At 72.4% G+C, this 22,062-nt stretch carries 14 protein-coding genes; 8 read left to right on the plus strand and 6 right to left on the minus strand.

Annotated elements, in window-relative coordinates; all coding sequences use genetic code 11:
• The first annotated feature begins 9 nt into the window (after positions 1-9).
• The 7 genes from AMK27_RS06245 to AMK27_RS06290 all read left to right on the plus strand — a co-directional run bounded on the left by AMK27_RS06245 (position 10) and on the right by AMK27_RS06290 (position 15,904).
• Positions 10-6,576 (plus strand): type I polyketide synthase, encoded by a 6,567-nt coding sequence (locus tag AMK27_RS06245; protein ID WP_073903269.1) that lies wholly within the window; start codon positions 10-12, stop codon positions 6,574-6,576.
• Positions 6,569-7,690 carry a DNA alkylation repair protein gene (locus AMK27_RS06250; RefSeq protein WP_073903271.1) on the plus strand — a complete coding sequence of 374 codons (1,122 nt, stop codon included), beginning with the start codon at positions 6,569-6,571 and terminating at the stop codon, positions 7,688-7,690. The genes AMK27_RS06245 and AMK27_RS06250 overlap by 8 nt, the downstream gene beginning before the upstream one ends.
• Complete coding sequence (locus AMK27_RS41125; RefSeq protein ID WP_079188223.1) at positions 7,687-11,916, plus strand: bifunctional SDR family oxidoreductase/pyridoxal phosphate-dependent aminotransferase family protein; 4,230 nt, start codon at positions 7,687-7,689, stop codon at positions 11,914-11,916. Before AMK27_RS06250 ends, AMK27_RS41125 begins: the two co-directional genes overlap by 4 nt.
• A 103-nt stretch (positions 11,917-12,019) precedes the next feature.
• A complete protein-coding gene (locus tag AMK27_RS06275; RefSeq protein ID WP_073903274.1) occupies positions 12,020-12,322 on the plus strand; it encodes a hypothetical protein in 303 nt (100 codons plus the stop codon).
• On the plus strand, positions 12,319-13,488 hold the full coding sequence (locus AMK27_RS06280) for a class II histone deacetylase (protein ID WP_073903277.1): 1,170 nt from the start codon (positions 12,319-12,321) through the stop codon (positions 13,486-13,488). The genes AMK27_RS06275 and AMK27_RS06280 overlap by 4 nt, the downstream gene beginning before the upstream one ends.
• Positions 13,485-14,342 carry a thioesterase II family protein gene (locus AMK27_RS06285; RefSeq protein ID WP_079188224.1) on the plus strand — a complete coding sequence of 286 codons (858 nt, stop codon included), beginning with the start codon at positions 13,485-13,487 and terminating at the stop codon, positions 14,340-14,342. The genes AMK27_RS06280 and AMK27_RS06285 overlap by 4 nt, the downstream gene beginning before the upstream one ends.
• Positions 14,339-15,904 carry an MFS transporter gene (locus AMK27_RS06290; RefSeq protein ID WP_073903280.1) on the plus strand — a complete coding sequence of 522 codons (1,566 nt, stop codon included), beginning with the start codon at positions 14,339-14,341 and terminating at the stop codon, positions 15,902-15,904. Before AMK27_RS06285 ends, AMK27_RS06290 begins: the two co-directional genes overlap by 4 nt.
• 67 nt (positions 15,905-15,971) lie before the next feature.
• Here the strand turns inward: AMK27_RS06290 and AMK27_RS06295 are convergent, their stop codons facing one another.
• Positions 15,972-16,412, minus strand: coding sequence for a VOC family protein (locus AMK27_RS06295; protein ID WP_073903283.1), 441 nt, complete (start codon positions 16,410-16,412; stop codon positions 15,972-15,974).
• Between the two features lie 187 nt (positions 16,413-16,599).
• Between AMK27_RS06295 and AMK27_RS06300 the strand changes: the two genes are divergently transcribed.
• Entirely contained in the window at positions 16,600-16,947 is a 348-nt protein-coding gene (locus tag AMK27_RS06300; RefSeq protein ID WP_073903285.1) for a hypothetical protein, read from the plus strand.
• A 19-nt stretch (positions 16,948-16,966) separates the two neighbouring features.
• On the opposite strand, the gene AMK27_RS06305 is transcribed toward AMK27_RS06300, so the two are convergent.
• From AMK27_RS06305 to AMK27_RS06330, 5 genes are all read right to left on the minus strand, one after another.
• Positions 16,967-17,557 (minus strand): TetR/AcrR family transcriptional regulator, encoded by a 591-nt coding sequence (locus AMK27_RS06305; protein ID WP_073904036.1) that lies wholly within the window; start codon positions 17,555-17,557, stop codon positions 16,967-16,969.
• A 137-nt stretch (positions 17,558-17,694) separates the two neighbouring features.
• Positions 17,695-18,300, minus strand: a complete 606-nt coding sequence (locus AMK27_RS06310) for a dihydrofolate reductase family protein (RefSeq protein WP_073903288.1) — start codon at positions 18,298-18,300, stop codon at positions 17,695-17,697.
• Positions 18,301-19,119: 819 nt separating this feature from the next.
• Positions 19,120-19,323 carry a hypothetical protein gene (locus tag AMK27_RS06315; protein WP_143204813.1) on the minus strand — a complete coding sequence of 68 codons (204 nt, stop codon included), beginning with the start codon at positions 19,321-19,323 and terminating at the stop codon, positions 19,120-19,122.
• Between the two features lie 93 nt (positions 19,324-19,416).
• On the minus strand, positions 19,417-19,782 hold the full coding sequence (locus tag AMK27_RS06320) for an antibiotic biosynthesis monooxygenase family protein (RefSeq protein WP_073903293.1): 366 nt from the start codon (positions 19,780-19,782) through the stop codon (positions 19,417-19,419).
• Positions 19,783-20,386: 604 nt separating this feature from the next.
• Positions 20,387-21,922, minus strand: a complete 1,536-nt coding sequence (locus tag AMK27_RS06330; RefSeq protein WP_079188226.1) for an MFS transporter — start codon at positions 21,920-21,922, stop codon at positions 20,387-20,389.
• Positions 21,923-22,062 lie beyond the last annotated feature (140 nt).

Consider the following 22,062-nt stretch of genomic DNA (forward strand, 5'->3'; position numbering starts at 1 on the left):
AGGACAACCGTGAGCGAGCTCGACACCCGCATCGCCGTCATCGGCCTCGCGACGAGACTCCCCGGCGCCGAGGACGTGGCCGACCTGACGGCCATGCTGGGCGGCGACGGGGTCGAGGTCGGCGAGGTCCCGCCGAGCCGGTGGGCCCGCCACCTGTACCTCGGCGAGGCGCCGCACCGCGGTACCCACCACCGGGGCGCGTTCCTGGTCGACCCTTTCTCCTTCGACCACGAGGCCTTCGGCATGACCGCCGAGGACGCCGTCCTCCTCGACCCTCAGCAGCGGGTCATGCTGGAGGTCGGCGCCCGGGCCCTGGAGGACTCCGGATACCTGGGCGCGCGCCGCAGGCTCGACGCGGGCGTGTTCATCGGCGCCCGGATGAACGCCTACGGCTTCGACCAGGGCCGCGGCACGACCGCCCCCGGCCTTCCGGTTCCCGCGATGTCCACCCTGGCGGGCCCTGCGGTGCCCACCCCGGCGGACGCCACCGGGCCCGGCCCGGCCGCCCTGTGGGGGCGGTCGCAGAACTTCATGGCGGCCTGGCTGTCCGACCGCTTCGACCTCGCGGGCCCCAGCCTCGTCGTCGACACGGCCTGCTCCTCCTCGCTCTCGGCGGTCTGGCTCGCCTGCCAGAGCCTCGCCTCCGGAAGCTGCGAACTCGCCCTCGTCGGCGCGGTCGACCTCCTGATCGACCCGCTGACCTTCGTCCTCCTCTCCCGTACGGGAGCGCTGTCACCGGACGGGCTGTGCCACACCTTCGACCGCCGGGCCAACGGCTACGTCCCCGGCGAAGGAGCCGCGGCCCTCGTGCTCAAGCCGATGGCGGCGGCGCTCCGCGACGGCGACCTGGTCCTCGGCGCGATCAGCGGGGTCGCCGTCAACAACGACGGCCGCACCATGGGCGTCACCACGCCCAACCTGGAAGCCCAGATCGAGCTGCTCGACAAGGTCTACCGGACCGTCGACCCGGCGACCGTGCAGTACGTCGAGGCGCACGGCACCGGAACCGCCATCGGCGACCCCATCGAGGTCCGGGCGCTCACCGAGGTGTTCGGGTGCCACGGCGTCCCGCGCAACTCGGTCGCGCTCGGCTCGGTCAAGCGCCGCATCGGCCACCTCCACTCGGCCTCCGGCCTCGCCGGCCTCGCGAAGATCATCGTCTCGCTGCGGGAGGGCACCGTACCGGCCGTGGCCGTCGAGTCCCCGAACCCCCGCCTCAACCTGGACCAGAGCCCCTTCCACCTGCCCGAGGCCACCCTGCCCTGGCCCGACGTGCCGGTCCGCCGGGCCGCGGTGAGCGGCTTCGGCTTCGGCGGCACCAACGCGCACGTCGTGGCCGAGGCGGTCCCCGCCCCGGCCCGCCGGAACCCAACGGCTCCGACCGGGGCCCGGCAGCCCGTCCATGTCCTCACGCTCTCCGCCGACACCGCCTACGGCCTGCGCGAACTCTGCGCCCAGTGGGTGGAGTTCCTGCCCTCCCTCCGGGGCGGGCCCGAGGAACTGGCCGACGTGTGCGCCACCGCCCGGCTCGCCCGGCCGCACCGCGCCGCGCGACTGGCCGTCGTCGGCGAGGACGCGGCCGAGCTGACGGCCGCCCTGCGCGCCAAGCTCCTCTCACCCGGTCGCACTGCCTCCGGAGCTCCGGGAACCACCGGTGCCACCGGCGCGTCCCGCCCGACCGTCTCCGTACGCCCCGAAGCCGCCGCGGCGCCGCCCGCGTGGCTCACCGCCCTCGACGGCTCCACCCCCGCCGTGCACGACGTCGTACGCCAGTTTGAGACGGCCACCGGCACCCCGCTGGCCGCGTTCTCCGGCGAACTGCTCCGCATCCTCTCGGGGATCGCCCTCGCCATCGCGCTGCGCGACCTGGGGCTGCCCCGAGACGCCGTCGACCTCCCGCCCGGCTGGGAGCCGGTCGCCGACTTCGTACGAGGGAGCCTGCCGCTGGAACAGGCGCTCGGCGACGTCCTGCGGCGCGACGGCGACCCGGCCCTCGATGCCGAGCGACAGGATGCCGCCGGCCGCGACGTCGGCGCGCGCCTGGCCGGGGCCCGTGACGAGCGGACCGCCGCAGCCGCACTGGCGGCTCTCGCCGCCGAACTGTTCGAGGCCGGACGCGACATCGACTGGGCCGCGTTCCAGAAGACCACCGGCGCCGCGTGGAGCAAGCGCCTGCTGCCGGTCGCCCAGCCGCGCGGACGCGCCCTGAACCTCGCCGAGCCGCTCCGGTCCGCCGAACCCGGCTCGCCCGCCGAGCTGGTGTCCGACGAGGGGCCCGCCGGATACACGTACGCCCGCGTGTTCGGCCCGGGCGAGGTGCCCATCGCGCAGCACTCCGTGTACCGCACGCTGATGCTCCCGGGCGTGGCCTGGTTCGACTTCCTGCGCGAGGGGTCCGCCCTGCGCGGCGAACCGTTCCACGGCGCGCTGGACATCCTCTTCCACCGCCCCCTCATCCCCACCGGGGCCCGGCGGGTCGTCGGCCGGGTCGACGGGGACGGGCGGTTCCGGGTCGAGGACGGGGAGACCGGCGACGTCTTCGTCACCGGGCGCCTCGCCGCCCGTGCCGAGCCGGCGCCCCGCCTCCAGGTCGGTCCCCTGCTGGCCGACTGCGCCGGATCCGCCGTCCACGCGGGCTCCGGCCTGTACCGGTGGCTGCGGCGCATCGGCTACCACCACGGGCGCTACTACCGGAACATCTCGTGGGTGGCGAGCCTGCCGGACGGCGGCACCCTCGCCCGGATCGAGGGCCCCCGCCAGCGCGAACTGAACCCGCCGGACGTCCAGCTCTTCCCGGGCCTCCTGGACAGCGTGACCGTGGCGGCCATCGACCCGGCCAACCCGGTCTTCGGCACCGCGGACGCCTCCGCGTTCATCCCCCTGTCGGTGGGGCGGCTCGACGTCCTGGGCCCGCTGGACGACGCCGCGTACGTCCGTACCGAGATCGCCTTCTGGAACGACGAGGCGTGCCGGGTCACCCAGACCGTCACCGACGAGTCGGGCACGCCGCTGCTGGTCTTCGGCGACATGTCGTCCAAGCGCGTCCCGGCGCTGGCGTTCCGCGAGGACACTGCGGCCGGGCCCGCACCGGACCCGGCCGCCGCCCCGGCCCCCGCCACCGTGCGGGCGACGGTCCCGGCCACCCCGGCCGCCGATCCCGCACCCGCCCTCGCCGCACCGCTTCCGGTGGAGCCTCTTCCTGAGGCCGTCGCCGTTGGCGTTGCCGATGGCTTGGCCGAGGCCGAGGGCGCTCCCGCCGCCGACCCGGCCCCCGCCGTCTTCAGTACGCCGTCCGCACGGGCGCTGGCCTGGTTCCTGGCTCTGACGGGCACGTCCGAGGAGCACGCCGACACCGAGTTCCTCTCGGCCGGTTTCGACTCCGTCGGCCTGGTGGCACTGAGCGAGCGGATCTCCCAGGAACACGACCTGTCCCTGTACCCGACGGTCTTCTTCGAGTACGCGACGCCCCGGCAGTTCGCGGACTTCCTGACGGAGGAGGCACCCGAACTCGTCGACCGGCTCCCGAGCCCCTCGGCCCCGGCCGCCCCGTCGACGACGGCTGCCACGGCCGCCCCGTCGACGACGGCTGCCACGGCCGCCCCGGCGACGACTGCTGGCCCGGCGGCATCCGAGGCACCGACAGCCCAGGCCGTCCCGACGCCCCCCGTGGCCCCCGCTCCCCCCGTGGCCCCCGTCATTCCAGCGGCCCCGGTGCCCCCGACCGCCGAGGCACCTCGGGTCGCCCCGTCGGCGCCCCATCCGCAGGAGCCGGCGCCGCCGCCCGCCCCCCAGGCGCGCGTGACTGCCGTCGCCAGGTCCCGTTCAGCCACCGAGGCCGCGTCCCACGACGACACCCACGCGACCAGGACGCGCGACATCGCGGTCGTGGGCGCCGCGGTGAGGCTGCCCACGGCCAGTACGCTGACGGCCTTCGCCGAGCTGCTCGCCGAGGGCCGCGACACGGTCGGCCCGCTGCCCGAAAGCCGTCGAGGCGACGCCGCCGGTCCTCTTCCGCACGCGTCCTTCCTCGACCGGGTCGACGAGTTCGACCCGGCGCCCTTCCGGATCTCCGCCCGCGAGGCGCCGCTGATCGACCCGCAGGCCCGCATCGTCTACGAGACGATCTGGGAGGCCCTGGAGGACGGCGGACGCGGCGGCGCCCGAGCAGGCGAGGACCGCACCGGGCTGTGGATCGCCTACAGCCACGACCACTACCACGAGGAGCGCTTCCGCCACGGAGTGCCCGAGGGCCGAGGCCTCGGCCTGGAGGCGATGATCGCCAACCGGCTCTCCTACCTGATGGACTGGCGCGGTCCCAGCACGGTCGTCAACACCCTCTGCTCGTCCTCGCTGGTCGCCCTGCACTCCGCGCTCCAGCACCTGCGCTCCGGCGACATCGACACAGCGGTCATCGGGGCCGTGCACGCCGGCATCAGCCCGGAGTACTTCCGGTCGATGGGCGACATGATGGCCCTCTCCCCGCGCCACCGCAGCCGCGCCTTCGACAGCACCGCCGACGGCTTCGTCCCCGGCGAGGGCGCCGTGGCCGTGGTGCTGCGGCGCTGCGACGACGCGCTGCGCGACGGCGACCGGATCCGGGGCGTCGTCAAGGGCGCTGCCGTGAACCACGGCGGCCGCACCACCCGTTACTCGGCGCCGAGCCCGCGGGCCCAGGCCGAGGTCATCTCGGCTGCGTTGGTGGATGCGGGTGTGTCGGTGGAGTCGATCGGTCTGGTGGAGGCGCACGGGACGGGCACGAGCCTGGGCGACCCGATCGAGGTGGAGGGGTTGACGCGTGCGTGGCGGGGGTTGACGTCTCGTTCGCAGTTCTGTGCGTTGGGTTCGTTGAAGGGGAATGTGGGTCATCTGGAGCCGGCTGCGGGTCTTGCGGGGTTGGTGAAGGTGTTGTTGTCGATGGAGCGGGGTGTGGTTCCTCCGTCGTTGCATGTGGTGCGACCGAATGATCACATTCGGTTCGAGGGGACTCCGTTCTTCCTGGCGGATCGGGTGTCGGAGTGGCCGCGTCCGGTGGATGGTCCGCGTCGCGGCGCGGTGAGCGCGTTCGGGATGGGCGGGGTCAACGCCCACGTGATCCTGGAGGAGGCACCTGAGGCCCCGGTTCGTGAGGTGGTGGGGCAGGAGTCGTTCCTGGTGCGTGTGGACGCGGCGGACGAGACCACCGCGCGTGCGCTGGCCGGCTCGTACGCGGACGCCCTGGCCACCGTGGACGAGAACCACGTGGGTGACTTCGCGTTCACGGCCAACACCGGCCGCGCGGAGAGCAGGTTCGGTACGGTCGTGTCAGGCCGTGACGCGGGTGAACTCGCGGTCGCTCTCCGGGACGTCGCCTCAGGCACAACCCCCGTCACCCGAAAGGGTGGCAGGAGCTCCGCCCCGATCGCCTTCATGTTCACCGGCCAGGGCTCCCAGTACACGGGCATGGGCCAAGGGCTCTACCGCACGGAACCGGCGTTCCGTGCCGCACTCGACGAATGCGCCGATCTCCTCGCCGGCCAGCTGGAAGTCCCGCTGCTGGACCTGCTGTTCACCGACACCTCCGGCATCCTCGGCACGACCCGGTGTGCGCAGGTGGGGATTGTGTCGGTGCAGGTGGCGTTGGTGCGGTGGTTGGAGTCGTTGGGGGTTCGTCCGGATGTGGTGGTGGGTCACAGTCTGGGTGAGTTGAGTGCGGGGTGGGCTGCGGGTGTGGTGGGTCTGGAGGATCTGCTGCGTCTGGCGGTGGTGCGTGGTGGGTTGATGGAGTCGCAGCCGGGTGCTGGTGCGATGGCTGCCGTGCACGGTGATGCGGAAGCCGTTCTCGAAGCCCTGAGGTCCTTTCCCGAAGTAGAGGTGGCTGCGTTCAACTCGCCTCGTGTGGTGACGGTTTCGGGTCCGGCCGATGCGGTGGCGCGGTTCCGTGAGGGGTCGGGTCTGCGGTCGCAGCCGTTGGTGGTGAGTCATGCGTTCCATTCGGCGTTGATGGAGGGCGCGGTGGCTCCGTTCGCCGAGGTGGTGGCCGGGGTTGAGTGGTCGGCTCCGCGGCTGGCGTTCGCTTCGACGATCTCGGGTGGCTGGCATACGGCGGAGTCGGTGCGGGATGCGGGGCTGTGGGCGCGGGGGATTCGTGAGCCGGTGAGGTTCACGGAGGCCGTCGGCCTGCTGGGTGCCGCTTCGGGTGCGGGTGTGGTGTGGGAGATCGGTGCGCAGCCGCAGCTGACGTCGTTGGCACGAGCGTCGTGGCAGGGGGTTGAGCCGTTGTGGTTGTCGACGTTGCGTCGTGACCGGGTGGATCAGGCGGAGGTGTACGCGGCTGTGGCGGCGTATGCCGGTACGGCGTCAGGAGCGGTGGACTGGTCCGGTGTGCATGCCGGCAAGGGCCATCGCACGATGACCCTCCCCACGTACCCCTTCCACCGGCAGAGGTACTGGATCTCCCCGAACGCGAACGCGAACGCGACCCAGCCCCCGATACCGACCCGACCCTCTACCCCGACCCCATCCACCCCCGACCCCACCCATCCGAACAACGTGCAACACCCGCACCACACGAACGAGAGGTACCAGCATCATGGCTAGCGAGTACGGACTGAAGCGTCACTTCAACGGTGACGCGGCCCGCCTCATCGGCGGCAAGATCCGATCCGTCCACCCCGGTTTCGACGTGGAGGACTACGCGGCCGAGACCGAGAAGCGCATCCCCGGACTGGAGCTGAAGGACCGGGTCCTGGTCCTCGCGGAAGGGCTGCGGACGCGGCTCCCCGAGGACTACGCGAAGGCCGTGCCGATCCTCCTCGCCATCCTCGAGGACGAACTCGCCGAGGGCGAGGGCATGTTCAACAGCAGCTGGTTCCTCATGCCGGTGGCCCGCTACGTCGAGGAGTACGGCCTGGACCACCCCGAGCTGTCCCTCGAAGCCATCGAGGAGATCACCAAGCGGCACACCGGTGAGTACGCCATCCGGCCCTACCTCGAACAGCACTACGAGCTGACGATGGAGAAGGTGGCCGGCTGGGCTGTCAGCCCCAGCCACAACGTGCGCCGGCTGGCCACCGAGGGCGTCCGCCCCCGGCTTCCCTGGCACCGCACGCTGGCCTTCTTCGTCAAGGACCCGCAGCCGGTCCTGGAGATCCTCGAACCGCTGCGCAGCGACTCGTCCGATTACGTGCGGAAGTCCGTCGCCAACAACCTCAACGACATCTCCAAGGACCACCCCGAGGTCGCACTCGCCACGGCGCTGCGCTGGCTGGAGGAGAGCCCCACCCCCGAGACCCGGTGGATCGTCAAGCACGCTCTGCGGACCCTCGTGAAGAAGGGCGACCAGCAGGCCCTGGGCCTGCTCGGGGCGACCGGCGGCGAGCACGTGCGCGTACCCCGGCTGCGGATCACCCCGGACGCGGTGACCGTCGGCGACACCCTCGTCATCGACTTCGACATCGAGAACACCGACGACCGACGCCACAGCATCGCCGTCGACTACGTGGTGCACCACGTCCGCAAGAACGGGCGCAGCATCCCCAAGGTCTTCAAGCTGACCACGCTGGAACTCGGCCCCGGTGAGAAGCGGACGCTGGAGAAGTCCCACCCCATCAGGGAGGTCCAGACGCGCGTGTACTACTCCGGCGAGCACGCCGTCGACATCCAGGTCAATGGCCTCGTGCGGGCCACAGGCCGCTTCGGGTTGCGGACGTGAGCGCCCGTCGGATCACCCTCAGGGCCGCCGATCCGCTGGTCGCCGACCACCGGATCGGCGGTGTCCCGGTCGTTCCCGCCGCCGCTCAGATCGACGCCCTGATCTCCGCCTGCGCCGCCGACCTGCCCGACCGGGTGTGGCAGCTGGAGCAGATCGCGTTCAAGACGCCGCTGACCGTCCCCGGCCCGGCCGCCGCCATCGAGGTGGCGGCGGTCGGGGAGGGCCGGCAGGCGGTCCGTTCCCTGCCGTCGGCGCCGGGTGCGGAGCCGGTCGAGCACAGTGCCGCCCGGGTGTCGAGCACCCCCTTGCCGCCGCCTCGCTACGTCGACGTGGCCGCGCTCAGGGCGGGCTGCACACAGCAGGTTCCGCCGGCGGACATGGCCGCGTGGCGGGACGCGAGCGGGATCTCGTACGGGCCCGCCTACCGGGTCGTCCGGTCGGCGCACCGGGGCCCCGGTCGCATGCTGCTGATGCTCCGGGCCGAGGACGGGGCGGACGGCGGCGCGGTGCCCCCGTTCGTACCGCCGCCGCTGCTCGACAGCGTCTTCCAGGCGCTCGGCATGCTCGACGACGGCTCGGCCGGCATGTGCCTGCCCTGGTACGTCGGCCGACTGGTGGCCCGCCGCCGGATCTCCGGCACGGTCTTCGCCCTGGTCGAGAGGGACGAGACCGGCGACACCGGCGGCGGCGCCGTCCGCGGCCGGGCGGTGGTCTGCAGCCAGCAGGGGGAGACACTCCTGGAACTGGACCGGATCACCCTCAAGGCCGCGGCCCCGGCGGCACCCGCCCCCACCGGAGACACCGTCACAGCGCCCGTCCCGGCGCCCCGGCCGGCCGCCCTCCCCGTGGCGCCTGTGGCGTCCGTGGTGCCCGGAGGCCCCGCGGTGTCCTCGGTGTCCACGGCATCTCCGGCGCCCGCCGAAGGCGAGCGTCCCGGATCTGGGCGGACACCGGAGGCGGCCGGGCGAGCGGTCCCGACGATCGAGGCCCTGGTCTGGCGCGAGACGGCCCAGGCAACCGCCGGCCCCGCCCGGGCGGCCGACGCCGTGTCACCCGCCACCGCCACTTCGGCCACCACCACCGATACCGGCGCCCCGCCGGCCGGCGCCGAGCGCACCGTCCTGCTGGTGGCGGCACACCCGCCCCGTGAGACCGAGGGCCACCGCGTCGTCCATCTGACGCCCGATCAGCTCGTCGACGAGGGACTCGCCGCCCTGCCGGACGGCACCGTCCCCCACGATGTCGTCTACGTGGCTCCCGACGGCTCGGCGGACGACGCGGCGGCGGCGACCAAGGCTCTCCAGGACGTCTTCGCGCTGGTCCGCCGGCTCGCCGCCCGCCCGCCCATGCCCGACCTCCTCATCGTCACGGGCACCGCGCACGTGGTGACGGAGGGGGACGAGGTCGACCCCTTCATGACGGCCCTGTGGGGCCTCGGCCGTACCCTGCGCACGGAGCACCCGCGCAGCAGGGTCCGCCTGGCCGACCTCGGCTCCGGCCCGCACCGGGCCGGGGGAGCGGAGGACGTCGACGGAGCCGCCCTCTGGGAGGCGCTGCGCCGGGACGACACGGAGCTCGCCCTCAGGAAGGGCACCTGGTACGAGCCCGTACTGCTGGCGGCACCGCCGGCCCCCGCACGCGACGTGCGGTACCGGGGCGGCCGCTTCCTGATCACCGGCGGTATGGGCGGCATCGGCTTACGCGTCGCGGAGTTCCTCGCGGACCAGGGCTGCGCCCGGCTGACGCTGGTCGGGCGGACCGTACCCGCACAGGGCGAGGCACGAGAGCGCCTCGACCGGCTCGCCGAGCGCTGCGACCTCGAGGTCGTCGCCGCGGACGTCCGATCCCCGGGGGAGTCGCCGGCCGGCCCCTTCGACGGGGTGTTCCACGCGGCGGGAGTGCTCCGCGACGGACTCGCCCGCAGCCTCATGCCCGACCGGGTGGACGCCGTCCTCGGCCCCAAAGTGGGTGGTACGCACGTCCTCGCCGACCTCGTCTCGGGCGGTGAACACCCCGCCTTCGTCGTCCTGTTCTCCTCGATCGCGGCCGTCCGGGCCAACCTCGGCCAGAGCGCCTACGCCGCGGCCAACGGCTACATGGACGGCTACGCCGCTCGCAGACGGGCCGAGGGCCTCCCCTGGTACAGCCTCGGCTGGGGCCTGTGGACGGTCGGCATGGGCGAGAGCATCGCGCCCAAGGCCGCCGCGCACGGCGTCGCCGCGCTTACCGAGGACGACGGCATCGCCCTGCTCCACGCGGCCCTGAGCCGCCCACCCGCGCACTACGTACTCTCCGCCGCGAATGCGAAGGACGCATCCATGACTGCTGTCACGCCCGACGCCGGCCTCTGGCCGTCGCTCACCCTCGCCCTCGGCAAGGTCCTGCACCTCGACTCGGTCTCCGCCGAGGACGACCTGCTGGAACTGGGCCTCGACTCCATGATGGCCGTCGAACTCGCGGCCTCGCTGGCCGCCGACGGGCTCGACGTGGACCCGATGGCGTTCTTCGAGCACACCCGGGTCGGCACACTCCTCACGCACCTGGAGTCGCTCCCTCGCGCCGCCGTCCAGGCGCCGCACCCGCCCATACCCGCGCTCCGTGAGTCGCCCTACGAGGCCCCCGCGGTTCCCGCCTCTCCGGCCCCGCAGGCCCCGACGCCCGTCGTACGGACGCAGGGTCTGCCGCCCGCACCGGAGCCGGCTCCCGCCCAGGCCTCCAACGGCTTCGTACCCGACTGGGACCGCTTCCGTCAGACGGAGCCCGCCCCGGCGGCCCCCGCGGCCCGGACGGCCCCGACCCCCGCGCCGACACCGGCCTCCGCGCCGACTCCGACCCCCACGCCCGCCCGCCCGTTCTCCCCGCGCACGGGCCCCGCCACGACCTCCGTCCCCGCCGCCCTGCCCCACCAGGCGACCGTGCCCCACCCCGCCGCCCTGCCTCACCCCGCCGTCACGCCCACCCCCGGTACGACGCCCGCCGCCGGGCCCCGCGTTCCCCGCCGTACCCTCCCCGGCCGGCTGGCCGACGCGCCGCAGGGCACCTTCCTCGACCGCCGTATCGACGCGCTGTCCGGCGACGATCGCGGGATCGTCGCCCGGGGCGAGTACTTCTACGAGCCCGTGATCGAGGAGGCGTCGGGCTCCCGCATCAAGTTCGACGGACGCTGGTTCCTGAACTTCGCCTCGTACAGCTACCTCGGCCTGATCGGGCACCCGTACATCGACGAGCAGGCGCTGCGCGCCGTCGAGCAGCACGGGACCGGCGCCCACGGCGTACGACTCCTCGCCGGCACCCTGCACCTGCACCGCGAGCTGGAGCTGGCCCTCGCCCGCTTCCTCGGCGCGGAGGACGCCATCGTGTTCTCCAGCGGCTACATGGCGAACGTGGCCACGGTCGGCGCCCTCGTCGGCCCGGGCGACACCGTGATCGGCGACGTCTACAACCACGCCAGCATCCTGGACGGGTACCGGCTGTCCAACGCCAAGGTCGTCACCTACGCCCACAACGACCTCGCCGACCTCGAACGGGCCCTGCGCAAGGCGGGCGACGGCGGGCGCCTCGTGGTCACCGACGCGGTGTTCAGCATGGACGGCGACGTGGCCGACCTGCCCGGCATCCTGGAGCTGTGCGAGCGGTACGACGCTCCGCTGATGGTCGACGAGGCGCACAGCCTCGGCGTGCTGGGCGACACAGGGCGCGGCATCACCGAGCACTTCGGCATCGACCCGGACCGCGTCCACGTCAAGATGGGCACGCTCTCCAAGACCGTCCCGAGCGCCGGTGGTTACGTCGCCGGCTCCCGTGACCTGATCTTCGCGCTGAAGAACAACGCACGCGGCTGGATGTTCTCCGCGGCGGCCACGCCCGCCCAGGTGGCCGCGGCCAAGGCCGCCGTCGACGTGATGGCCGCCGCGCCGTCCCTCCCGCGTGAACTCCGGGCCAGGACCACCCGGTACCGGGACCAGCTGCACGCCCTGGGCTTCGACACGCTCGCCAGCGAGACGCCCGTCGTACCCCTGATCTGCTCCAGCGCCGACCAGGCCGTGGAGATGGCGCGGCTGTGCCAGCTGGACGGGCTCTTCGTCCAGCCGATCGTGTACCCGGCCGTGCCGCGGACCCTTCCCCGGCTGCGGACCATCGTCAACCTCAGCCACACCGAGGCCGACCTGGACGCGGCGGTCGTCACGCTCGAGAAGGCCGGCCGCGCCTGCGGCCTCATCCACTGACCGACCACACCCGCGCGGCACCGCTCCCCGGCACGGGGGACCACCGCGCACCCGCACCGACCGACGCACCGACCGATGCACCGCGAGCAAGGGGGATCCGACCATGACCGACACCACGGCGTTCTTCGGAGCGGTTCTGAAGACCATCGCCTCGACCCGCAACCACGACAGTGACCCGGCGGCGTTCGCGTCCGGAGTCGCGGAGCCGGCGGCGCGCATCCGCGCGTTGGAGAAGGAGATCGGCGAGAGGGGACTGACCCCTGCCGAGGCCGAGGAGATCCTCCGTCTGCTGGAGACGACGCTGAGCACCAAGCGCACACCCGACGAGGAGCGCGAGTACTACCTCCAGTACATCGAGAAGGTGTCCGGCGTCAGCCGCGCCTCGCTGGGAGTGTCCGGCTGGTGAGCGGCTCCCGACTCGCGTGGTTCAGCCACGAGATCTGCTTCTGGCACGACCCCGGCGCCGGCTCGGGATACGTACCGGTCGGGCCCGGCGTCGAACCGCTGCGGCAGTTCGCGGTCGACCCGGACCTACGGCGTGCCGAGGGCCTGGTCAAGGCGACCGGGGTGATGGACCACTACTCGGCCCACACCCCGGCGCCCGCCACGGACGAGGAACTGCTCCTCGTCCACGTCCCCGGCCACATCGACCGGGTCGAGGCCGCCTCGGCAGCCGGTGCCGGCGACGCCGGCGTGTACGCGCACGTCAACTACCACAGCGCGCGGGCGGCCAGGCTCGCCGCCGGCGCCTGTGTCCAGGCCGCGACGGGCGTCCTGGACGGCAGGTTCGACCGCGCCTACTGCCTGGTGCGACCGCCCGGCCACCACGCCGAGCCCGACCGGGCGATGGCGCTGTGCCTCTACAACAACCTGGCGGTGGCGGCCCGCGCGGCACAGTGCCACGGGGCACGGCGGGTGCTGATCCTCGACTGGGACGTGCACCACGGCAACGGCATCCAGCGCACCTTCTACGAGGACCCCGAAGTCCTGTACATCTCCGTCCACCAGGACGGGCTGTTCCCCGCCGCGTCCGGTCTCGTCATGGAGACCGGCGCCGGCGAGGGAACGGGCAGCACGCTCAACGTGCCGCTGCCGGCCGGGTCGGGCCACGGCGCCTACCTCGCGGTCATGGAGCGGATCGTGGAGCCGGCGGCCCGCGCCTTCGGCCCGGACCTGATCCTGGTGGCGGCGGGCGTGGACGCGGGAGGCCACGACCCGATGGGCCGGATGATGTGCACCAGCCGGACCTTCCACGCCATGGCCTCGGCCATGGTCCGGCTCGCCGACGAACTGACGGGCGGCCGGGTCGTGTTCGCCCACGAGGGCGGCTACTCGGCGTGGTACCAGCCGATGCTGGTGCTCGGCACCGCCACCGGGATCGCCGGTCTGCCGACGCCCGAGGACCCGTTCCTGCACTCCCTGGAGCACCTTCCGGGGCAGCGCCTCCAGCGCCACCAGGAGCGGGTGATCCTGCACCTGGAGAAGCACCACCCGCTGCTGGCCGGCGGCGCGCCGGCCGGGCTGCCCGTGACGGCCGGACACGCCGTGTCCGGGGACGCGGGGCCGGGATGAGCGGCTGGTGGATGAAGGTCGGCAGCGGCGCCCGCCGTACCGCCGTGAGCGGCCCGGGGTACGCGCCCCGGGTCCGCCCGCGGTTCCGGCTGGTGGCGCTCCCGCACGCCGGGGGGTGGCCCTCCGCCTTCCGCTCCTGGTGGCAGGTGCTGTCGGAGGACGTCGAGTGCGTCGTGGCCCAGCTGCCCGGCCGGGGCGCGCGCATCGCCGAGCCGCCCATGAACCGGGTGGAGCCGATGATCGAGGCGCTCGCCGGCGAACTCGCCGAGCTGGAACCGCTGCCCTACGCGGTCGTCGGGCACAGCTTCGGCAGCGTGCTCGGCTTCGAGCTCACCCGCGCGATGGAGGCCAAGGGCCTGCCTCCGGCCCGTCTCGCGGTGTCCGCGCGGCAGCCGCCGTGCTTCCCCAGCGAGCCGCCCTTCGCCCACCTCAGAACCGACGAGGAGCTGCTGACGCACCTGACGGACATCGGCGGGATGTCCCCGGGGGTGAGGGACCGCGCCGACCTGATCGGCCCGTCGCTCCGGGCGATCCGCGCCGACCTGGAGGCGATGGAGACCTACCGGCGCCCCCGGTCCGGGGTCGCCTCCCCGATCCTCGCCCTCGGCGCCGTCGACGACCCGGTGGTGATCGGCGACCGGATGCACCTGTGGTCGCTGGAGACCTCCGGCTCCTTCGCGTACCGCACCTTCACAGGAGGCCACTTCTACCTCTACACCCCTGCCAACGCGGCCGCCGTCACGGCGCTTCTGCTGCCCGCCTCGACCCCGCCGCCTCCGGCGGCGCCCCTCATGCCTCTGCCCGGCGCCCGCGCCGGACAGCGACAAGTACGTCCCCGAAAGGAACACCGTTGACCACCGACGTCGACACCCCCGCACAGGCCACGCCACGTGAGTGGCTGGGTCTGGCCGTCCTGGCCCTGCCGACCCTGCTGCTCTCCATCGACGTGAGCGTGCTGCACCTCGCCGTGCCGCACATCAGCGCGGCCCTGGACCCCTCCGCCTCCCAGATGCTGTGGATCATCGACATCTACGGCTTCCTGATCGCCGGCTTCCTGGTGACCATGGGAACCCTGGGAGACCGCATCGGCCGCCGCAAGCTGCTGCTGATCGGCGCGGCCGCGTTCGGCCTCGCCTCACTGGCGGCGGTCTACGCCGACGGCCCGGTCTCCCTGATCGTGGCGCGGGCGGCGATGGGCCTCGCCGGGGCCACGCTGATGCCCTCCACGCTGGCCCTGATCATCAACATGTTCCAGGACGCGCGGCAGCGCGGTGTGGCCATCGCGGTCTGGGTCACGATGTTCTCCGTGGGCATCGCGCTCGGCCCGGTGGTGGGCGGCGCCATGCTGGAGTACTTCTGGTGGGGTTCGGTCTTCCTGCTCGGTGTGCCGATCATGGCGCTGCTCCTGGTGGCCGGCCCGATGCTGCTGCCGGAGTACCGTGACGAGGAGGCCGGCAGCCTCGACCTGACGAGCGTGGCCCTGTCGCTCGCCGCCATCCTCCCGGTGATCTACGGCCTCAAGGAGATCGCCAACGACGGCTTCGGCGCTGTGCCCGTCGCCGCCCTCGTCGTGGGCCTGGTCGTCGGTGTCCTCTTCGTCCGCCGCCAGCGGACCCTGGAGAACCCGCTGATGGACCTGGCGCTGTTCAGGACCGCCACCTTCCGCACCGCGCTCGTGACCCTGCTGCTCAGCATGCTGGTGGCGGGCGGCACGTACCTGATGGTGACCCAGTTCCTGCAGCTCGTCGGCGGCCTGAGCCCGATGAAGGCGGGCCTGTACCTGCTGCCGGCGGCGTTCGCGCTGATCGTCACCGCGGTGGTCTCCCCGATGGCGGCGAGCCGCTTCCGCCCCGCGTACGTGGTGGCGGTCGGCCTCCTCGTCTCGGGGGTCGGCCACCTGATGCTGAGCATGGCCGACAGCACCTCGGGCATCGCCCAGGTGGTGACCGGCTTCGCCTTCGTGTACGCCGGCGGCGGCCCGCTGATCGCACTGGGCACGGACATCGTGGTCGGGGCCGCCCCGCCGGAGCGGGCCGGCGGGGCCGCGGCCCTCTCGGAGACGAGCACCGAGCTCGGCATGGCGCTGGGCGTCGCGATCCTCGGCAGCCTCGGCGCCGCCCTCTACCACGCGGGCGTCAAGGTCCCGGAAGGGGCGCCGGACTACGCCGGTGACTCGCTGGCCGGGGCGGTCGACGCCGCGCAGGGCCTGTCCGCCGAGGCGGCCTCCGGGCTGCTGGCCTCCGCGCGTGAGGCGTTCACCGACGGCCTGAACGTCATCGGCGGCATCGGGGCCGCTGTCGCGGTCGCCTCCGCCGTACTCGTGGCCGCCGTCGTGAAGCTGCCCGCCACGGGTGGCCAGGCCGACGAGTCGGACGGTGCGGCGGAAGCCGCGCCGGTCGTGGCCGCGGAGAAGTAAGAGCACGTCCCGCCCCTCAAGGGCGGACCGAGTTCGGCCCGCGTCCTCCTGGACGCGGGCCGAACTGTCATGCCCCGGTGCTGGAGCCGGCCGCGTACGCGTCGGCGTAGTCGGCCGTGGGAGGGATGGGGGTGATGACGTCCACCAGGACGCCGTCGGGGGCGGCGACGATGAAGTGGCGCTGCCCGAAGTCCTCGCTCCGCAGCTCCAGAGCGACCCGGAGCCCCGCGCGCCGCACCAGCCGGTCGTACTCGGCGTCCACGTCCGTCACCTCGAAGTTGAGGAGGAGACCGCCGGCCGGACGGCGGTGCCCCTCGGGAATCGTGGGGTGGTCGGCGGAGACCAGGGCCAGTTCGTGGAAGGGCGGTTCGGGCCGGCGCAGGCTGACGTACCAGTCACTCGTATAGGTCGTCTCGAAGCCGAAGTGCGTGCGGTAGAAGGCCACGGCCTCTTCGAGGGCTTCGGTGCAGATCACCGGATAGAAGCTGGTCAGGGTCGAGGAGGTCATCGTGGCACCGTTCCGATCGCGAGATACGTCCGTTCGGTTCCTCAACGACCCTCGCCCCCCGGCGTCACGCCGGGGCGTGTCCTGGGCGCCGCCCGCTCGTTGCCCCTCTCAAGGGCGCGTTGACATACCTGCGGTACGCCCTTAGCGTCATTTGACCTACCGTTGGTATGTGAGCGGAGCCGTCTCGATGATAACCAGCCTGTGTCCGGTGATCTGCACGTCGCGCATGGACCAGACCCGCAGCTTCTACGGAAGACTCTTCGGACTCACCGTCGCCTACGCGACCCCCTGGTACACCGCGCTGGCCCGGACGGGGGAGAGGCGCCCCACGCTCGCCCTCCTCGACCACACCCACCCCGCCCTGCCCGAGGCGTTCCGCACGCCGATGCGCGCGGTCCGGATCACCCTCGACGTGGAGGACCGCCCCGGGCTGTGGGAGAGCCTCACCGCCGACGGAGCCGTACGGGCCGACGACCTGCGGCACGGCTCCCTGATCGACCCCAACGGCGTCCGGATCGACATCCAGGTGGCCTGACCGGCGACCTGACCGGCCGTCACGTCGCCCGCAGCGCCTCCAGAAGCCGCGTCAGCGCGTGCCGGGTGGCCTCCAGATCGGCGGAGTCCTCCGAGGAAGCCAGCCACAACGCGGCCTCGTTCATCGCTCCCGAGAGCAGATGCGTCAGCGGCGCCGCGGGCTGCGCCGGGATGACGCCCTCGGCGATCAGGGTCTCGAGGGCGTCGGCGAGGTGCCGGCCCGAGGTGGCCGCGGTCATCGCCCGCCAGCTCGGCCAGCCGAGCACCGCCGGTCCGTCCACCAGCATCACGCGCTGGACCGAAGGATTCGTGGTGGCGTCGAGGAACGCCTGGCAGCCCGAGGCGAGTTGGCTCCAGGAGTCCTTCTCGGCGTCCGCCGTCGCCGCGACGTACGCGGCCACCTCCTCCTGGACCTCTTCCAATACGGCCTGGAAGAGGGCGCTCTTGCTTTCGAAGTGGTGGTAGAGCGCACCCTTGGTCACGCCGGCCGCCTCGACGACCTGCGACAGGTTGACGGCGGCGTACCCGTGCGTCGAGAACAGCCGTCTGCTCTCGCTCAACAGGGTGTGCCGCGTCTGCTCGCGCTGCAGCGCCCGGACCCCACTTCCCATCATGCCCCCTATTTCCCGCCTGACTAGCCGAAAGCTTGCCCATACGGTACTTCGTGACCGCGCGAGGAGGCAGATGGCCACGAGGGCTGGGCCCGGCCGCAGACGCAAGACGCGGATGTGCTGCTCCCGTGACGTCGTCAGCCGGGGATGCTCAGCGGAGGGTGCTCGAGCACACGGGGCTTGTACTCGACGAGCTGGATGCGACCGTCGAAGGTGCGGTGCTCGGTCATCTCGAGGGCGACATCCGGATAGCCGTCGTAGATGCGTTCTTCGCCGGTGGCCCCGGTGATCACCGGGAACAGCACGACCCGGAACCGGTCGACGAGCCCGGCCCGCAGCAGGGACCGGGACAGGGCGAGGCTGCCGATCGTGCTGAGGAGTCCCGAACCACTCGACTTCATGGCCCGCACCGCCTCGACGGCATCGTCCCTGACGAGCGTCGAGTTGGCCCACGTCAGCGGCGCCTCCAGTGAAGAGGAGAACACCACTTTGGAGGCTTGGGTGAGCTCGTCGACGGACGCCTCCTCCTCGGGCCGGAACTCGTCCTGCCCCTCCGGGACCTTGCCGGCGGCGAAGCCCGACATCAGACGGTAGGTGTTCGCCCCCATCAGATAGGTGACCTCGGGCTGCTCCTCGAGCCACGCGAGGTACTCCGGCCCCTCAAGACCCCAGAACCCGGGCCATCCCTCGCCCGAGGCGTAGCCGTCGAGGGAGGTGATGAAGTCGACGAGAAGCTCTGACATGGCGATGTCCTTCCTAGGGTTGTCATGAGCTTGGACCGGCCGGGCGACAGGAACTCATCGGCCGCGCGGCGAAACCCCGAGAAACACCTGAGGCTGCAGCCGATCGGTCCAGCGCGAGGACCGACGACCACCGACGGCGGGCACCTGGAGCCGTCCGTCGCGGGTCCGGTACACCTCAGCCCTCCGTACGCACCTGCTGCTCGCGGTATGAAAGGGATCATCCCGGGCACCCGAGTGAGGGAGGGAGACGGATCCCTCCCGACTCAGTGAGGTGGTGTGGTGGTGGCAAGCGAGGTAGAGATCGATCCTCCGACCGGGCTGAGCTCGTCGGAGCCGCAGCCGGGGTTCCGTACGCATCCGGTTCCTCCGGCATCTGCACCGGCACGGCCGCCGGGTCTCGAGCGCAGCCGACCGGGAGCGACCATGGGGACTCCGCCCAACGATCCGGTCCCGCCAAGTCCCACCCCGACCCCGGGTCCCGGCCCGGGCCCGCAGCCGGGCCCCTTGCCCGGTCCGGTACCCGGGCCGGGAGGCCCTGACCCGGTGCCGCCGGCCCCGCCGCAGCCCGAGCCGGATCCCCAGCCGGGCGATCCGCGACCGGACCCGGGCCCCCACCCCGGCCCACTGCCTGGTCCGGTACCGGCACCGGAGCCGATCACCTGACGACGGCCTCTCCTCCGGAGCGCGAGGCGGCCTGTGCCGAAAGGTCATGGACTTCGCGCCCCGGTGGCTCGCGGTGCCCGGGCCCTCGGCGTCCGAGGCGGGGCGCCGGGGGCGCGGACCCGGACGAGAGGGAGCGCCTGGCTCAGCCGGCGGCGTTCAGCTGCCTACGGTGTGCTGGGACACTCGCTTGGCAAGGTCTGCGGCAAGCCGGCTGGCCGCGTACCCGTGATGCGTGGTGTCGAGGGACACCAGTCTCTGCAGGTAACCGATGGTCTGCAGTACTTCCGAGGTGGTCAGCAGAGGCAGGCGGGGGTCTTCGGTCTCCGTGTGGTCGCCGGTCATCGGCTCAGCAGTCTTCATGGAGGTTGATATTGGCCTGTCGAGGCCCCGGCTGAAAGGATCCGCGCCGTCGACAGGCCTCCGGCATCAGAACGTGAGCCGGGACTCCCTGCGTCATCCGCGGGAGGCCGAAGGCCCGACCTGGCGCACCATGCGGTACGTAGGTGCACCCGTCATCCTGGGTTCCGCCTTTCCCGAGGTGAGGCTCTCCAGGGCCGAACCGATGGCTGCCATGCGGCCGTCGGTGTCGGAGTTCTCGACGAAGTTGCGGTAGTCCGCCTCGCTCTGCCAGGTGACCACGTTGTAGACGCGGGTGCCGTCCGTGCTCACGTGGAAGCGGGCCGAGACGTAACCGGGGTAGAACGCCACCCACTTCTTCAGAAGCGGGGCGAACGCCGCCACCAGTTCGTCCTGGGCCTGTGACCCGCCCTCCACGGTGTAGTCGATGATCGAGACGAACTCCGTCGTGCTACCGCTCATGACGCGCTCCTGTTGCCGTTGTCCGTGAGGCGGGTGTTCCCCGCTGCACACGATCTTGCTACCTCAAGCGTGATTGAGGTCAAGGGCGCACGGGTGAGACCGCAGGCGGAGGGCGAAGCGGGCGCATCGGCTGACAGCGACGCCGACGGTACTGGTCGTTCCTGGGGGACTTGGACCATCTCAGGCTGCTGCCATCCATGGAACGCGGCACGAGTGAGGGGCCGTGCCTTCCGGGCACAGGCTCGTGATCACAGCCTTGCGGATCGCCCGTCGCGTCCGCAGGGAGCACTTCAAGTGAACCCGCAGCTTGCTCGGTTGTCGCGCGCCGCTGTTCTGGGCGGGATGCTCCACGGCCCATTGCCGGACCAGGAAGTCGTACGCGTCAGTGGTCGTCAGTGCGCTTCCGGTGATCCGTGCGCCCCGTGAGGTCACCGCGCCTTCGACGAGCCTCCTGACCCACGCCACGCCCTGCTCGTCTGCGTACAAGCCGAACCGCTTTCGAACTCGAAGGCGACGTCGACCTGCTCGGGTTCCTCGGCACCGCCCCTGCCGGACATCGCCCCCCGCGCGAGGCAGCGCGAACGGGCACCGCATCGCATCCGGATCAGTGCCCCGGGCCGTCCGGGGAGGCACCGGTGGCCGCCCCCTGCCGGCCGGCGGCGGCGGACGCGGTGGCCGAGGTCCCGCCGGCGGGTGGGCCGCTGCGGTAGAGGACTGCGGTGATGAGCAGGCCTGCGGCGAAGAACGCGGCCGACCACCAGTAGGCGGTGTCGTATCCGTGAAGCTGCGCCTGGGCGACGTTGGCTTCGTTCGGGGGCCTTCCGTGCAGATAGGCCGTGGTGGCGCTGGTGGCCAGGGTGTTGAGGACGGAGGTGCCGATCGAGCCGCCCACCTGCTGGCTGGTGTTCACCATGGCCGAGGCAACCCCTGCCTCCGTGCTGAGCACGCCCGCTGTGGCGACGGCGATCGCGGGGGCCATGACCAGTCCGAGACCGACGCCGCTGACCATGAGCGGCGGCAGGACGTGGGCGGCATAGGTGCTGCTCAGGTCGAGGGTGGTCAGCCAGGCCATCGCGGCCGCAGCCAGGCCCATGCCGAGCGGCACGATCGGGCGCGGGCCGAAGCGGGGGACGAGGATGTTCTGGGCGGTCATCGAGGTGGCCACCATCATCGCGACCATCGGCAGGAACGCCAGGCCGGTCTTCACCGGGGAGTAGCCCAGGGACTGCTGCAGGTAGTAGGTGAGGAACAGGAAGACGCCGAACATGCCCGCGCCGGCGATCAGCACCGCCAGGTACGAGGCGCCGCGGTTGCGGTCCGCGACCACGCGCGGCGGCAGCAGCGGATGCGGCGTGCGCGTCTGCCATACGGCGAACACGAGGAGGAGGACCGCGCCGCCCAGGAGGCACCCCCACGTCGCCGGTGCGGCCCAGCCGTGCTGCTCGGCGTTGGAGAAGCCGTAGACGATTCCGAACAGGCCCGCGCACACCAGCAGTGTTCCGGGTACGTCCAGCTTCGGGCGCTGGGCGGGAGCGCCCGCGGACAGCACCCGGCTTCCGGCGGTGAAGGCGATCGCCGCGAAGAACAGGTTCACGTACAGGCACCAGCGCCAGTCGAGGTATTCGGTGAGAATGCCGCCCAGCAGGAGGCCGACCGCGCCGCCTGCTCCTGCTACGGCCCCGTAGATCCCGAACGCCTTGGCCCGCTCGTCCGGCCGGGTGAACGTGGTGGTGAGCAGCGACAGCGCGGAGGGTGCGAGGAGGGCCCCGCAGGCGCCCTGGAGTGCGCGGGCGCCGACCAGCATCGGGAAGCCGACGGACGCGCCGCCGAGGGCCGAGGCGGCGGCGAAGCCGACCAGGCCGATGAGGAAGGTGCGCTTGCGGCCGACCAGGTCGGAGATGCGGCCGCCGAGCAGCAGCAGTGAGCCGAACGCCAGGGAGTAGGCGGTGACGACCCACTGGCGGTTGCCGTCGGTGAAGCCGAGGTCCTGCTGCGCGGAGGGGAGGGCGATGTTCACGATCGTCGCGTCCAGGACGACCATCAGCTGGGCGAGCGCGACCACGCCCAGAACCGCCCACCGCCGACGCCCTTCGTCGTGTCCGGCCGTACCGTCCGCGACCGTGGTCCGTGCACCGGGCATCGTGACACCTGCCTTCCTCAAGGCCTCCGCGCGGGCCGAGGGCGTCGCGGGGGCCGGTATGCCGCCTGTCCCTGTCGATCACAAGGCCCCCGGACGCGGTGCGCCACCGCACACGAGTGCCGGGGGAGCGCGGGGGGACA

It is taken from the genome of Streptomyces sp. CB02009 (genome assembly GCF_001905825.1).
GTDB lineage: Bacteria > Actinomycetota > Actinomycetes > Streptomycetales > Streptomycetaceae > Streptomyces.

Coding starts and splice junctions, on each gene's coding strand:
- AMK27_RS06250 (WP_073903271.1), top strand. CDS start 6,569: ATGGCTAGCGAGTACGGACTGAAGCGTCACTTCAACGGTGACGCGGCC.
- AMK27_RS06315 (WP_143204813.1), bottom strand. CDS start 19,323: ATGAAGACTGCTGAGCCGATGACCGGCGACCACACGGAGACCGAAGAC.
- AMK27_RS06305 (WP_073904036.1), bottom strand. CDS start 17,557: ATGGGAAGTGGGGTCCGGGCGCTGCAGCGCGAGCAGACGCGGCACACC.
- AMK27_RS06275 (WP_073903274.1), top strand. CDS start 12,020: ATGACCGACACCACGGCGTTCTTCGGAGCGGTTCTGAAGACCATCGCC.
- AMK27_RS06320 (WP_073903293.1), bottom strand. CDS start 19,782: ATGAGCGGTAGCACGACGGAGTTCGTCTCGATCATCGACTACACCGTG.
- AMK27_RS06285 (WP_079188224.1), top strand. CDS start 13,485: ATGAGCGGCTGGTGGATGAAGGTCGGCAGCGGCGCCCGCCGTACCGCC.
- AMK27_RS06310 (WP_073903288.1), bottom strand. CDS start 18,300: ATGTCAGAGCTTCTCGTCGACTTCATCACCTCCCTCGACGGCTACGCC.
- AMK27_RS06330 (WP_079188226.1), bottom strand. CDS start 21,922: ATGCCCGGTGCACGGACCACGGTCGCGGACGGTACGGCCGGACACGAC.
- AMK27_RS06295 (WP_073903283.1), bottom strand. CDS start 16,412: ATGACCTCCTCGACCCTGACCAGCTTCTATCCGGTGATCTGCACCGAA.
- AMK27_RS06300 (WP_073903285.1), top strand. CDS start 16,600: ATGATAACCAGCCTGTGTCCGGTGATCTGCACGTCGCGCATGGACCAG.